This window comes from Nesterenkonia sp. PF2B19 (genome assembly GCF_001758425.2).
Classification (GTDB): domain Bacteria; phylum Actinomycetota; class Actinomycetes; order Actinomycetales; family Micrococcaceae; genus Nesterenkonia; species Nesterenkonia aethiopica.
On record NZ_MDSS02000024.1, the window covers coordinates 1 to 14,529 of the forward strand.

Below are 14,529 nucleotides of genomic sequence, written 5' to 3' on the forward strand. Positions count from 1 at the left end.
CTCTCCGGCCGGGATCGACCGACCCACTCGAGCGGCCCACCAGGCGATCCCGGCCTGGGCGGCGGCACCGACCGCCTCCTGGTGGACGGCGGACCCGGCCGTGTACCAGAGCCGAGCGTCCTCTGCCGGCCGCAGCTCCGTGCTCAGCCCGAGACCCAGCATCCCCGACCTCACCGCGAGCACGGTGGGACCGAGCGGGGTGCCGTCCGTCGCGGAGATCAGGCCCTGCGCCAGGAGGCTGTCCACCACCTCGACGCCGAAACGCCCCACCGCCCAGGACTCCGGAAGCCTCCAAGCGCAGGAGATGACGCGCAGCAGCTCATGCTCGGCCGCGTCGAGGCCCGCCAGCAGCTCGGGCAGCCCTTCGGCCAAGGCCCACCGGAAGGACTGGTCCTGGGACCGCCACCGCCATGCCCCGTCGACGGCGTGGAGGACACCCGTCCGTCGAGCGCGCTCCAGCACCATCCGGACCGCCTGCGGCTGTCCGTCGCTGAGCATCACGACACGGCGCGCCGCTGAAGACGTCACTGGCCCCTCCAGGTGACGGACCATCGCCTCGACCACCTGTTCGGGACGAAGGCTGCGCACGCCCGCGAGGACGACCCTCCCCGTCCCCCCGTGGGCCCTGACGGGTGCGGGGACGTCGAGGTCGCTCCGGAGGGGGATCACCAGCCGGTGACGGGCCTGCGCGGCGGACGCGATGAGGGCCTCCAGGGCGGACGGGTCCTGGCCCGCGGGCTCGTCCAGCACGAGCAGCCCGCCTGTCGGGTGCCCGGGCGGGATGCCCGCGGTCGCGTCGTGGAGTCGATGCAGCGGTGCCCGCTCGCCGAGCCGCAGGACCAGCTCCTCGGCTCCCCACAGGGCAGGCATCAGCGCCAGCACCACATCACGCGGGTGCGACCCCAGCACCGCATCCGCGATCGCGCGGTCTGGGCGGAGGTCTGGGGCGTCGACGAGCAGCGGAGAGGGCAGCATCATGGCGTGCTCCTGCTGATCAGCCGCGCCCGAAGCTCAGTGCGGGAGGTCACCCGCAGCTTGCGATACACATGCCGCACATGCGTCTGCACCGTCCTGACGCTGATCCCGGCCCGATCGGCGACATCGGCCGAAGAGAGCCCCCGGAGCAGCAGCTCGACGATCTCCTGCTCCCTGGGCGAGAGCAGCATGCGCGCCTGGGTCCACACGGGACCACCCGGGCCGAGGCCGGAGCCCTCCAGCCTCGGCCGCAGGTGCGGACGTCGGCGTCGCAGGTGTTCCTCGGCCTCGTCCTTCGCCGCATCATCATCCGCCAGATGCGCGGTCAGCAGATCGACGAGCTCGGTCTCGACGTCCAGACGTCGGCACGCTCGCCTCAGTTCCACCAGCGCGGTCCTCGGCAGGTCATGGCCTCGGCGCAGCGCCACACAGCGAACCATGAGCCTGCGCACCCCTGGCAGCGCCTCGGTCCGTCTTCCGCGAGCGCGAAGCGTCGCCGTCAGCTCCTCGACCGGGGCATGCAGGAGTCGGGCGAGTTCGACGATCACCGTCACCCACGGATCCGCGAGACTCTCTCCGACGAGCGCCACCGACGCTCCGGGCGGGCCCTGGAGCTGACGGGACCTGTCGCCGTCGACGAGGAAGTCCAGGGCCTCCAGATGCTTACGCGTCACATGCCCGATCGGCCCCTCGGCCTCGAACTGGCTCCACAGGTCGTCCAGGCGCTCCCGCAGCTCCTCAGGAGGGGTGCCGCGGGCGACCTCCGCGAAGAGCTCCACCGCACCGGCGGCCTGGGCTGTGAGGAGCATCCGCTCAGGAGGCTGCCGGTCCCGGAAGGCCCCGGGGACCGTCGGCAGGCTGAGGTCCAGCAGAGTGCGGGCGACGCCCATCCGGTCTGTCACCCAGGACAGACACACCACCGGGACGCTCGGCTCGCCGATCGCCTCCAGTTCCGCCAGCGACTCCCGGGCCCGCGCGCATTCATCCAGTTGGGCCGCCGCGTAGGCCTCCAAGGCCAGGGCGACACAGCGTTCGAGACGGCGGGCGTCCAGATCGGGGAGGATCTGCTCTCCTCCGCGGGACGAGTCCTCCGCGGGGCGCCGCGCCGGTGGCGAGAATCGGCGCAGGCACTCCCGCGGACCCCCATCGTGGAAGGACCGCAGTCGTCCGGCGAGTCCGGTCTCAGAACCCGTCCCGAGGTGATGGGGGCGTCCCATCCTGTCCTGGAGCAGGCCCCATCGGATGAAGGCATGCAGGGTCCCGGGCAGGCTCGCGGACCGCACGTCGGCGTGCGGCGGGCCCAGCAGCGCCAACGCGGCGTGCATCTCTCCGGTGGCCGCCAGCGCGGCAGCGGAGAGACAGCGCACTCGGGAGTCCAGCGCCTCGGCCACCATGCCCGGAGGACGCCCCGCACCGGGCTCTGGCGGGCAGGGCTCGCCGGTCCCCGATCCGTCGGCACTGAGCAGCGCGACGTGCATCGCGGTGATCTCTCCGGCGCCCAGCAGAGCCGCGGCCGCGACGAGGGCGTCGTGGCCCTCGTCCTGTGCGGTGCCGCCGGGTCCAGCGACGTCCCGTCCAGTGGGGTTCCCCGCGGACGCCCCCGGCTCCCGCAGGGCATGCCGATGCAGAGCGTGCGTCAGCGACGCAGTGCGTCCCGTCAGGCGGACCAGGCCCTCGGCCTCCAGGGCGAAGACCGCCTCAGGGGGCTGGTCGCCGTGCAGAAGCTCCTCCAGCTCACGGGGGCCCCGTCGGGCGAGCCGCCGCATCACCTCCAGACCGTCACTTCCGACAGCCGCGGCGAGCCGGTCGACCACGAGCGACCTGGTGCGTCGATCCGTCCAGGCAGGCAGCCGCGCGACCGCCGCTCGTCCGGCTGAGTCGACGATCCAGCCCTCGGCTGTACCGATCGCCACGAGGTTCTCCAGCTCGAGGATCCGTCCCTGGGAATGCTGGTGCATCAGGCGGGCCAGCGCGGCGGTGGGAGGGGCCCCGAGCATCTCCGCCAGCGTCCTCGCCGTGTCGTGGAAGGTCTGCGGACGTATCCTCAGGCGCAGCCCTCTGCCCTGACCGGCTGCGCGGACGAACCGGTGCCCGTACTCAGGCCCTGGGCGGGCGGTGACCGCCACCGGGACGGCGCCGGCTCTGAGCACGGCGTCGACGGCCTCGAGGTGGGCAGGAGGTTGACGAGTGATGTCACGAAGCAGCAGCGCCGTCGTCGGGGCCTCTGCGCGGGCCGCCTCGGCGTCGGCCAGGTCGCCGACGTGCTGGAGGCCCTCCAAGTCGCCCAGGTCACCCAGGTCGCTCAGGTCACCGAGCCGTGGCAGGCGGTGGAGGTCGTGGATCTCCACCAGGTGCGTCTCGGTGCGTCGGGCGATCTGGTGGACCATCCGTTCCGGGGCCAGCCCATGCTCTCCCTCGACCAGAAGTGCGGGTGCCGGGCATGACTGCCAGTGCTCCTGTGCCTGCCGGCGCTGGGCCTCCCAGGAGCTGAGTGAGGCGCCGCCTGGCACAATGGCCGAGCCTGCGCGGGACATGGACCACCTTTCAGCGATACATCATGCATCCTAGGGAAGTCCTCGCTGTCGGGAAGAGGTCGCCGCCTTCTGCCATGTCCACCGACGAGAAATGCCCCGGATCCGAAGATCCGAGGCATTTCCGAATATGGTGACCCCAGCGGGATTCGAACCCGCGTTACCGCCGTGAGAGGGCGGCGTACTAGGCCGCTATACGATGGGGCCATATTCACTTTTCCAGCCGCCTGCGCAGACAGCTGACGGAGAGATGGTCTCCGACCCCCGCAGGGATGAGAGACCACCAACCGTGACCCCAGCGGGATTCGAACCCGCGTTACCGCCGTGAGAGGGCGGCGTACTAGGCCGCTATACGATGGGGCCCTATGTCATTGTTCGGCCCTCGTCTCCGAGGGCCGAACCAGTGTCTCCACTGGATTTTCGATCCGCAGAACGGATCGAGCTGGGCTACTAGGACTCGAACCTAGAACGACGGTACCAGAAACCGCTGTGTTGCCGATTACACCATAGCCCATCGGCGTCTGCCGGACATTCGGCCCTTGAGGATCGCTCCTTCGAGGTTTCCGTGCGCCCCGCAACGGGAAACTACTCTACACGAGCAGGTGCCCCGAGCACAAAATCGACGGCGGCCTCGAGCGTGGAGACCTTCGTCACACCGGCAGGAGCGTCGACGAGGTCCCGCCGATCTACCAGGACGGAGACCAGTCCGGCTTCCCGCGCGCCCGCGCCGTCGACGACGGGGTTGTCCCCCACATAGGCACACCGCTCAGGAGCCAGCCCGAGCTGTCGCGCCCCCTCATGGAAGATCGCCGCATCGGGCTTGACCGCGCCGACAGTGTCGGTGCCCACGACGACCTCGATGCTCTCCAGACCGGCGATGCGCAGCTTCTCCCGCTGATAGTCCGCCACGTTGTTCGTCACCGCACCGACCGCCACACCCGCGTGCCGCAGGCGGTCCAGCGCCTGCGGCACGTCGTCGAACGGACGCCACCGGCGACGGACCACCTGCTCGTACTCGTCCTCCCACCGCAGCAGGCTCTGCGGGTCCGGCACGGGCGCTCCCGCCGCCCGGTAGGCGTCCCGGACGCGGGCGATCCGCTGCTCCAGGAAGCTCAGGTCACCCGCCAGATAGCGCGCGTACTGGCCCCCGGCGTCCTCGCAGAAGGTGCCCAGCGCAGCCTCCCAGGCCGCGTCCTCCCACACCGTCCCCTCCTGGAGAAGATGCGCCGAGGCCAGGTCGCGGAACGCCGCGCGCATCGCGCTCTCGAGGTCCACAAGCGTGTCGTCGACGTCGAAGAGCACCCCGCAGGCGTTCATCGGGCGGCGACCTCGGCGCGGAAGCGGGCCAGACGCGCCAGCGAGGACTCCCGACCCAGCAGCTCCATCGACTCGAACAGCGGTGGGGAGACCTTCCGACCGGACACCGCCGAGCGCACGGCGCCGAACGCCTTGCGCGGCTTCAGCCCGAGGCCGTCGACCAGTGCGGTGCGCAGCGCCTCCTCGATGGCCTCCGTCGTCCAGGCGTCGTCGTTCAGTGCGTCGAGAGCGGCGACGGCGGCGTCGACGGTGCCGAGCACGTCCTCCCCCAAACCGCTGAAGGCCTTCGGCTCGATGACGAGCTCTGCGTCCGCCACGAAGAGGAAAGCCATCATGTCCGCCCCCTCGCCCAGCAGCGCGATCCGTTCCTGGACCAGCGGGGCCGCGCCGTCGAGAATCCGTGCCTCCCGGGCCGTCAGCTCGTCACCGACCAGACCGAGCGCCTGCAGGTAGGGCACCAGGCGGTCCCGGAAGTCGCCGGGCTCGAGGCGGCGGATGTGGGTGCCGTTGATCGCCTCGGCCTTCTTCGTGTCGAAGCGCGCCGGGTTGGCCAGCACATCGGCGACGTCGAAGTGCTCGACCAGCTCCTCGACGGTGAAGATGTCCTCATCCGCCGACAGCGACCAGCCCAGCAGCGCCAGGTAGTTCAGGAGCCCCTCACGGATGAAGCCACGGTCCCGGTGGTGGAACAGGTTCGACTCCGGGTCCCGCTTGGAGAGCTTCTTGTTCCCCTCCCCCATCACATAGGGCAGGTGCCCGAACAGCGGCATGTGCCGGGCCACCCCGACGTCGTGGAGTGCGCGGTACAGCGCGATCTGACGCGGCGTGGAGGACAGCAGGTCCTCGCCCCGGAGGACATGGGTGATCTCCATCAGCGCGTCGTCCACGGGATTCACCAGGGTGTAGAGCGGCTTGCCGTTGGCCCGAGCCACCACGAAGTCCGGCGTGGAGCCGGCGGAGAACGTGATCTCCCCGCGCACCAGGTCGGTGAAGGTGAGGTCATCGTCCGGCATCCGCAGTCGCAGCACCGGCTCACGTCCCTCGGCGCGGTAGGCGGCGATCTGCTCATCGGTCAGGTCGCGGTCGGCGTTGTCATAGCCCAGCTTCGGGTCACGTCCGGCCGCCCGGTGCCGAGCCTCGACCTCCTCCGGCGTGGAGAAGGACTCGTAGACATGCCCGGCGTCCTGGAGCCGCTTCAGGACGTCCGCGTAGATCTCGCCCCGCTGGGACTGCCGGTAGGGGCCATGGTCTCCCCCGGCCTCGACGCCTTCGTCCCAGTCCAGGCCCAGCCAGCGCAGCGCCTCCAGAAGCTGCTGGTAGGACTCCTCCGAGTCCCGGGCGGCGTCGGTGTCCTCGATGCGGAAGATCAGCTTGCCGCCGGTGTGCCGGGCATAGGCCCAGTTGAACAGCGCGGTGCGGATGAGGCCCACATGGGGCGTGCCGGTCGGCGAGGGGCAGAATCTCACGCGGACCGGGGTGGAGGCGTCGACGACGGGGATGCTCATAACGGTGTGGTGGCTCCTGTGGATGGTCTAACGACGGAAATGGGTGACGAGGGTGCCGATCCCCTCGATCTCGGCGTCGAAGCGGTCCCCGGAGGAGACCAGCCCGACGCCGGCGGGGGTGCCGGTGAGGATCACATCACCGGGCAGCAGGGTGAAGGCCTGCGAGATGTGGGAGACGAGCTCGGGGACGCCGAAGACCATGTCCGAGGTCGTGCCGTCCTGGACCGTCTCCCCGTTGAGGCGACCGGTGATGCGCAGGCCCTCGGGATCCAGTTCGGTCTCGATCCAGGGCCCCAGCGGCATCGAGCCGTCGAATCCCTTGGCCCGGGCCCACTGGCCGTCGCTGCGCTGGGCGTCGCGCGCGGTGACGTCGTTGCCGACGGTGTAGCCGAAGATCACGTCGTCGACGCGTTCGACGGGCACGTCCTTGCAGATCCGGCCGATCACCACGGCCAGCTCGACCTCGTAGCTGACCTCCTCGGAGAAGGAGGGCAGCGTCACGGGCTCGTTCGGCCCGGACACCGCGGTGTTGGGGATCAGGAACAGCAGCGGAGAGACCGGCAGCTCATTGCCCATCTCCTTGGCGTGGTCCGCGTAGTTGCGGCCCACCCCGATGGCCTTGCTGCGAGGGATGATCGGCGCGACCAGCCGCACATCCTGCAGGTCATGGGTGTTCTGGGTCTGCTGGATGCCCTGGTAGAAAGGATCCCCGATGAGTTCGGAGATGGTCTCCTGCCCGGGCTCTCCGGCGACGACTCCGAAGGCGGGCTCAGCGTCGGTGACGAAACGTGCGATGCGCATGCATCCCACCCTATCGCCCCGGCGCCCGTCCTCGCGGAGGCCCCGGGCAGGATCCTGTGTGGCAGGGCTCTCAGGCGAGCCGGTGCATCCAACCGTGGCGATCCTCCACGACGCCGGTCTGGATGCCCAGCAGCTCGTCTCGGATGGCCTGGGTGACGTCTCCGGTGCCGGTGGAGGCGATGGTGCGGTCACCGTCGCGCAGCTCCCCGATCGGGGTGATGACCGCGGCGGTCCCGCAGGCGAAGACCTCCGTGATGGTGCCGTCCTGGACCCCTCGGTCCCACTCGTCCAGGGTCACACGCCGCTCCTCGACCGTCATGCCGCGATCCTTGGCGAGCTGGATGACGGAGTCCCGCGTGATGCCTTCGAGGATGGTGCCGGTGAGCTCGGGAGTGATCAGGCGTCCATCGGAGGTGACGAGGAAGACGTTCATGCCGCCCAGCTCCTCGATGGCGTTGTCATGCAGCGGGTCCAGGAACAGCACCTGGTCGCAGCCCTGCTCCGAAGCCTGCGCCTGGGCGGCCAGAGAGGCGGCGTAGTTGCCGCCGGTCTTGGCGTCGCCGGTGCCGCCGGGAGCCGCCCGGGCGAAGTCGCGGGAGACCCAGATGCGCACGGGCTTGAGCTCGCCGCCGAAGTAGTTTCCCGCCGGGGAGGCGATCACCCGGTAGGTGAACTCCCGGGCGGGCCGCACGCCGAGGAAAGCCTCCGTGGCGAACATGAACGGACGCAGGTACAGGGCCTCGCCCTCTCCGGAGGGAACCCAACCGGCGTCCAGGGCCAGCAGCTCCTCCAGGGACTGGACGAACAGCTCCTCGTCGAGCTGCGGCATCGCCATCCGACGGGCCGAGCGGTTCATGCGCCGGGCGTGGCATAGGGGCGGAAGGTGTAGATGCCGCCGTCTGCGTGCCGGTAGGCCTTCATCCCCTCGAAGATCTCCTCCGCGTAGTGCAGCACGGCGGCGGCGGGATCTAGGGTGATGGGGCCGTAGGCCTCGATGCGGGCGGAGTGCCAGCCGGCGTCCTGGGTCCAGTCGATCACCGCGGTGTGGTCGGTGAAGTTCGTGCCGAAGCCCGGGTCGGCCAGGATCTGCTGGCGACGGGCCTCCGGCGTCGGCTCGGGGTGTGACGTGACGTCGAACTTCATGGGAGCAGCCTTTCGCTCGTTCTGTGAATGCGGTCCACTCTACCGCCGACCGAGCCGCTGAGAAGCGCCTCAGCCGAGGCGGCTGAGGATGGCCTCTCCGCGCTGAGCGGTGCTCAGCCCTCGGGAGCCCTCCGGCTCCTCCGCCCAGGCGGCCAGCTGGGCGTGGACGGCCTGCTCCAGACGGCTCGCAGCTTCGGTCAGACCGAGGTGCTGCAGCATCAGCGCCCCGGAGAGCACAGCGGCCGTGGGATCGGCGATCTGCTGCCCCGCGATGTCGGGTGCAGATCCGTGGACGGGCTCGAACATCGACGGAGCGGTCCCCTCGGCGTTGATGGACCCTGATGCGGCCAGGCCGATCCCTCCGGTCACAGCGGCGGCCAGGTCGGTGAGGATGTCTCCGAAGAGGTTGTCCGTGACGATCACGTCGAAGCGGCCCGGATCCTGCACCATGTGGATCGTCGCGGCGTCGACATGCATGTAGTCCCAGCTGACGGCCGGGTGCTCGGCGGCCGCCGCCTCGACGGTGCGGCGCCACAGGTCCCCGGCATGGGTGAGCACGTTGTGCTTGTGCACCAGGGTGAGTCGGCCGCGGCGCCGCTCGGCCCGGGCGAAGGCGTCCGCGACGACACGGCGCACCCCGTGGGCGGTGTTCAGCGAAACTTCGGTGGCCAGCTCATGGGCGGTGCCCCGCCGGATGGTGCCCCCGTTGCCCACATAGGGCCCCTCGGTGCCCTCCCGGACCACGACGAAGTCGATCTCGGGGTCCCCGGCCAGCGGCGTCGCGGTGCCCGGATAGGTGCGGGCGGGACGCAGGTTGATGCTGTGGTCCAGGCTGAACCGGAGCTTCAGCAGGAGCTCACGCTCGATGAGTCCCGAGGGGACGCGGGTGTCCTGCGGGTCGGCCCCCACGGCCCCGAAGAGGATCGCGTCGTGACCGCGCAGCCGCTCGAGGGTCTCCTCCGAGAGGGTCTCCCCGGTGTCTTTCCAGTGGGAGGCGCCCAACGAGTACTCGGTCCAGGTGGCCTCGACGGAGGCGGAGTCCAGCACGGCCTGGAGGATCCGGCGTGCCTCGGCGATCACCTCAGGGCCGATCCCGTCGCCGGGGATGACGGCGAAGTCGAACGTGGTGCCGGACGGGTCCACGGACGCGCCGGCGGCAGTCTCTGCAACGATGTCAGCCATGCCACTCAGGCTAGGTGCTCGCTGCGGGCCTCGGCGAGAGCGGAGGTCGGGACTCTCAGCATCTGAGACCGCGGCCCGGGCGAGCCGCTCCCGGACCGCGGGGACGGGTCAGACGGCGGCGGGCTCCTCGTGGCGGGGGAAGATCGGCTGGGGCCTGTCGATCGGTGATCCGCCGATCAGCTGCTCGCCGAAGGCCGAGAAGCTGCGGGGGCCGGTGTTGGAGGCGTTGGTGGCCCCGGCGTCCCCTCCGGCGTCCACGCCCAGAGCGTCGAGGAGTCGGGTGGCGGATTCCGGCATGACGGGCTGGATCAGCAGGGCCACTCGGCGGAGGACCTCCGCTGTCACCCACAGGACGGTGCCCATGCGCGCCACATCGGTCTTCTTCAGCTGCCACGGCGCCTGCTCGGCGAAGTAGGCGTTGGCCTCCCCCAGCACGTACCAGGTCCGCTCCAACGCCCTGTGGAAGTCCTGCTTCTCATAAGCGGTCCGGCTGATCTCCAGCAGGCTCGCGGCCTGGTCGAGGATCACCTGGTCCTCGACGGTCAGCTCTCCCGGGCTCGGCAGTGCGCCGTCGCAGTTCTTGACGATCATCGACAGGGAGCGCTGCGCAAGGTTGCCCAGGTTGTTCGCCAGGTCGGAGTTCTTGCGCCCGACGACGGCCTCATGCGTGTAGGAGCCGTCCTGCCCGTACGGGAACTCGCGCAGCAGGAAGAAGCGCACCGCGTCGAGCCCATAGGTCTCCGTCCAGGCGGCGGGCGCGACCACGTTGCCCACCGACTTGGACATCTTCTCGCCCGCGTTGTGCAGGAATCCGTGGATCATCACCCGACGTGGCAGCTCCAGCCCTGCACTCATCAGGAACGCCGGCCAGAAGATGCAGTGGAACCGGGAGATGTCCTTGCCGATGATGTGCAGGTCGGCGGGCCAGCGACGACGGAACTGCTCGGAGTCGGTGTCCGGGAAGCCCGCACCGGTCAGGTAGTTGGTCAGCGCGTCCACCCACACGTACATCACGTGGTCCAGCTCCGTGTCCCCCGCGGTGAGGTCCTTCGGCACCGGCACGCCCCAATCGAAGGTGGTCCGTGAGATCGACAGGTCCTCCAGACCGCCCTCCACGAACCGGATGACCTCGTTGAAGCGGCTCGCCGGAGCGGCGAACTCGGGGTGGGAGCGATAGAGCTCCAGCAGCCTCTCCTGGTACGCGGAGAGCCGGAAGAAGTAGCTCTCCTCCTCCGTCCAGGTCACCGGAGTGCCGGTCTCGACGGCGTAGCGTCCACCGTCCTCCCGGACCTCGGTCTCGTCCTCGGCGAAGAACCGCTCGTCCCGCACCGAGTACCAGCCGGCGTACCGGTCCAGGTAGATGTCTCCGGCGTCGACCATGCGGCGCCAGATGGCCTGCGAGGCGGCGTAGTGGTCCTCGTCGGTCGTCCTGATGAACCGGTCGTAGGAGATGCCGAGGACCTCGTCGTCGACCTTCTTGATGGCCTGAGCGTTGCGCGTGGCGAGCTCGTACGGGGTGATCCCTTCACGGTCCGCGGTCTGCTGGACCTTCTGGCCGTGCTCGTCGGTCCCTGTCAGGAAGCGGACGTCGTAGCCGTCGAGCCGTTTGAATCGGGCCATCACGTCCGCCGAGATGTACTCGTAGGCATGGCCGATGTGCGGCTCACCGTTGGGGTAGGTGATCGCCGTGGTCAGGTAGTAGGCAGGCTGAGACATCTCAGGTGGTCCCTCAGTTCCTCTCCGGTCAGACGCGGTCCAGGCTCAGGTGCGGTCCTCGAGGTCGACCTCGGCGGCCAGGGCCGCCCCGACCTCTTGGGCGATGGTGTCCAGGACTCCGGCGGGCAGGGCCGCGTCGACGGCCAGCACGGCCAGGGCCCGCTCCTCCCGGGTGTCCTGCGAGACCTGCATTCCGGCGATGTTGACCTCCGCCTCGCCGAGGATGCGGCCGAGTGCTCCGACCACTCCGGGGCGGTCCGCGTACTCGAAGATCACCAGGTGGTCGGTCAACGGGATCTCGAGGTCGTAGCCGTTGACGCCGACGATCTTCTCGATCTGCTTGGGACCCGTCAGCGTGCCGCGGACCTCCAGGTTGACCCCGGAGGCGGTGGCCCCGCGCACGGTGAGGGCGTTGCGGTAGTCCTCGACGTCGGGCGTGGTCGTCAGCCGGGTGGCGATGCCGCGCTGCTCGGCGAGAACGGGCGCGTTGACGTAGGAGACCTGCTCGGAGACGACGTCAGTGAACAGCCCCTTCAGCGCGGCCAGCTGCAGGGCGTCGACGTTGTGCTCCGCCAGCTCCCCGGCGGCCTCCGTCTCGATGTCGGTGAAGGCGTCGGAGGCGAGCGCGTTGAGGACCCGGCCGAGCTTCTCGACCAGCGGGATGCCCGGGCGGACCAGCTCGTCGATCGCGCCGCCGGCCACGTTCACGGCGTCGGGCACCAGTTCGCCCGCCAGGGCCAGACGCACCGAACGCGCCACGGAGACCCCGGCCTTCTCCTGGGCCTCCGACGTCGAGGCTCCCAGGTGAGGGGTGACGACGACGTTCTCCCGACCGAAGAACGGCAGGTCCGTGGACGGCTCGGAGGAGAAGACGTCGATGGCCGCGCCGCCGATGAGGCCTTCCGCCAGAGCGGCATCCAGGTCCGCCTCGTCGACGAGACCGCCGCGGGCCACGTTGACGACGAAGGCGGTGTCCTTCATCTTCTCGAAGGCCTCGCGGTTGAGCATGCCAGAGTCTCAGGGGTCTTGGGCATGTGGATGGTGATGACGTCCGCCTTGGCGAACAGGTCGTCGAGGCTCACCAGCTGGGCCCCGATCTGGTGGGCCCGGGCCGAGGTGACGTAGGGGTCGTAGGCGATGAGCTCCATGCCGAAGGCCTTCATCCGCTCGGCCACCAGCCCGCCGATGCGGCCGAGCCCGATGACGCCGAGGACCTTGTCCTGCAGCTCCACGCCGGAGTACTTCGACCGCTTCCACTCCCCGCCCTTCAGCGCCTGGGTGGCGGGGGCGATGTGCCGGGCCAGCCCCAGGATGTGGGCACAGGTCAGCTCCGCGGCGGAGACGATGTTCGACGTCGGGGCGTTGACCACCATGACGCCGGCGGCCGTGGCGGCCTTGATGTCCACGTTGTCCAGACCGACGCCGCGCGGGCGACGACCTTGAGCCGAGGGGCGTGGCTGAACACCTCGGCATCCACCGTGGTGGCGGAGCGCACCATGATCGCCTCAGCGTCGGCGACGTCGGCGAAGAGCCGCTGACGATCGGTGCCGTCGGACTGACGGATCTCGAAGTCGGGCCCGAGGGCCTCGACGGTGGCAGGAGAGAGCTCCTCGGCAAGTACGACGACGGGGCGGTTGCTGCTCACAGTGTCCTTCTTCTCGGTGCTGATGGTCGGGGGTTCTGCGGTCAGACATGTGGGGCCGGGTCGCACGGCGACCCGACCCCACACACTCTAGCCGCTCAGCGGGCCGCGGTGCCCTCGGTGTAGTCGTCCTCCTGGGTGATCCAGGAGAACAGCTTGCGCAGCTCGCGCCCGGTGGACTCGATCGGGTGCGACTCGTTCTTCCTACGCAGCTCCGCGAACTCGGAGGCGCCGTTGCGCTGGTCGTCCATGAAGCGCTTCGCGAAGGTCCCGTCCTGGATGTCGGCCAGCACGGCCTTCATGTTCTCCTTGACCTCCGGGGAGATGACCCGGGGGCCGGAGACGTAGTCGCCGAACTCGGCAGTGTCGGAGATGGACCAGCGCTGCTTGGTCAGGCCGCCCTCGACCATGAGGTCCACGATCAGCTTGAGCTCGTGGAGCACCTCGAAGTAGGCGATCTCAGGCTTGTAGCCGGCCTCAGTGAGGGTCTCGAAGCCGTACTGCACCAGCTGCGAGGCGCCGCCGCAGAGCACTGCCTGCTCGCCGAAGAGGTCGGTCTCGGTCTCCTCGGTGAAGGTGGTCTCGATGACGCCGGCACGCGTGCCGCCGATGCCCTTCGCGTAGGCCAGCGCGATGTCCTTGGCCCGACCCGAGGGGTTCTGCTCCACGGCGATCAGCGCCGGCACTCCGCGGCCGGCCTCGTACTCGCGGCGCACCACGTGGCCCGGGCCCTTGGGGGCGACCATCGCGACGTCGACGTCCTCCGGCGGCGTGATGAAGCCGTAGCGGATGTTGAAACCGTGCGAGAACAGCAGCACGTTGCCCGCGGACAGATGCGGAGCGATCTCTGAGGCGTACACGTCGGCCTGGTGCTGGTCCGGGACCAGGATCATGATGATGTCAGCCTCGGCGGCGGCCTCGGCCACCGGCTTGACGGTCAGCCCCTGCTCCTCGGCCTTGGCCTTGGACTTCGAGCCGTCCTTCAGACCGACCCGCACGTCCACGCCGGAGTCCCGCAGGGAGAGCGAGTGGGCGTGCCCCTGGGATCCGTAGCCGATCACGGCCACCTTCTTGTCGCTGAGGACCGCCAGGTCTGCGTCGTCGTCGTAGTAGAGGTCAGTCACGTCGAGATCTCCTTGGATGATGGGTGAGTTGTTCGGATGTCGTATGGGAGCCGGTCGCTCAGCGGAGCGCCCGGTCGGTCATGGACTTCGACCCGCGGCTGATGGCCAGGGTGCCGGAGCGCACGATCTCGCGCACCCCGTAGGGCTCGAGCACCTCCAGGAGGGCGTTGAGCTTGTCAGGGGCGCCGGTGGCCTCGATGGTGAGCGAGTCCACGGAGACGTCCACGATCTTGGCGCGGAAGAGGTCCACCGCCTGGGTCACCTGGAGTCGGGTCGGGGAGTCGGCCTTGACCTTGATCAGCAGGTGGTCGCGCTGCACCGAGTTCTCCGGCGCCAGCTCGATGATCTTGATGACGTTGATGAGCTTGTTGAGCTGCTTGGTGATCTGCTCGAGAAGCTCCGCATCGGCGTCGACGACGACCGTGATCCGGGAGAGCCCGGCGATCTCGGAAGGGCCGACGGCCAGGGAGTCGATGTTGAACGCGCGGCGAGCAAAGAGGCCCGAGACGCGGGTCAGAACACCGGGCACGTCCTCGACGAGCACGGACAGGGTGCGGCGCTGCGTGCCGGGGTTCGGCTGAGGGCTGGTCATG

Annotated in this window: 9 protein-coding genes, 3 tRNA genes and 2 pseudogenes; all 14 read right to left on the bottom strand. The window is 69.5% G+C overall.

Features of this window, described 5'->3' with window-relative positions; translation table 11 throughout:
* A partial coding sequence (locus BCY76_RS08750; protein ID WP_139827705.1) for a hypothetical protein occupies positions 1-978 on the bottom strand: 978 nt, incomplete at its 3' end.
* Entirely contained in the window at positions 975-3,509 is a 2,535-nt protein-coding gene (locus BCY76_RS08755; protein ID WP_085437539.1) for a helix-turn-helix transcriptional regulator, read from the bottom strand. The genes BCY76_RS08755 and BCY76_RS08750, both read right to left, overlap by 4 nt.
* 128 nt (positions 3,510-3,637) lie before the next feature.
* A tRNA-Glu gene (locus tag BCY76_RS08760) sits at positions 3,638-3,713 on the bottom strand.
* An 83-nt stretch (positions 3,714-3,796) separates the two neighbouring features.
* A tRNA-Glu gene (locus BCY76_RS08765) sits at positions 3,797-3,869 on the bottom strand.
* 79 nt (positions 3,870-3,948) lie between these two features.
* Positions 3,949-4,020, bottom strand: a tRNA-Gln gene (locus tag BCY76_RS08770).
* A gap of 71 nt (positions 4,021-4,091) precedes the next feature.
* Positions 4,092-4,823: an HAD family hydrolase gene (locus tag BCY76_RS08775; RefSeq protein ID WP_070159528.1), complete on the bottom strand. Its 732-nt coding sequence runs from the start codon at positions 4,821-4,823 to the stop codon at positions 4,092-4,094.
* On the bottom strand, positions 4,820-6,328 hold the full coding sequence (gene gltX / locus BCY76_RS08780; RefSeq protein ID WP_070159526.1) for a glutamate--tRNA ligase: 1,509 nt from the start codon (positions 6,326-6,328) through the stop codon (positions 4,820-4,822). Before gltX ends, BCY76_RS08775 begins: the two co-directional genes overlap by 4 nt.
* A gap of 27 nt (positions 6,329-6,355) precedes the next feature.
* Positions 6,356-7,129 (bottom strand): fumarylacetoacetate hydrolase family protein, encoded by a 774-nt coding sequence (locus tag BCY76_RS08785; protein WP_070159524.1) that lies wholly within the window; start codon positions 7,127-7,129, stop codon positions 6,356-6,358.
* A 70-nt stretch (positions 7,130-7,199) separates the two neighbouring features.
* Positions 7,200-8,272 (bottom strand): annotated as a pseudogene (locus tag BCY76_RS08790) (branched-chain amino acid aminotransferase).
* 69 nt (positions 8,273-8,341) lie between these two features.
* A complete protein-coding gene (locus BCY76_RS08795; protein ID WP_070159523.1) occupies positions 8,342-9,454 on the bottom strand; it encodes a 3-isopropylmalate dehydrogenase in 1,113 nt (370 codons plus the stop codon).
* A gap of 108 nt (positions 9,455-9,562) precedes the next feature.
* On the bottom strand, positions 9,563-11,170 hold the full coding sequence (gene metG / locus BCY76_RS08800; RefSeq protein WP_070159521.1) for a methionine--tRNA ligase: 1,608 nt from the start codon (positions 11,168-11,170) through the stop codon (positions 9,563-9,565).
* A gap of 45 nt (positions 11,171-11,215) precedes the next feature.
* Positions 11,216-12,815, bottom strand: a pseudogene (gene serA / locus BCY76_RS08805) (phosphoglycerate dehydrogenase).
* Between the two features lie 95 nt (positions 12,816-12,910).
* The gene (gene ilvC, locus BCY76_RS08810; RefSeq protein WP_070159520.1) at positions 12,911-13,936 is read right to left on the bottom strand and encodes a ketol-acid reductoisomerase; all 1,026 of its coding nucleotides are present in this window, start codon (positions 13,934-13,936) and stop codon (positions 12,911-12,913) included.
* A 58-nt stretch (positions 13,937-13,994) separates the two neighbouring features.
* Entirely contained in the window at positions 13,995-14,528 is a 534-nt protein-coding gene (gene ilvN / locus BCY76_RS08815) for an acetolactate synthase small subunit (protein WP_085437541.1), read from the bottom strand.
* Position 14,529: the final 1 nt, after the last annotated feature.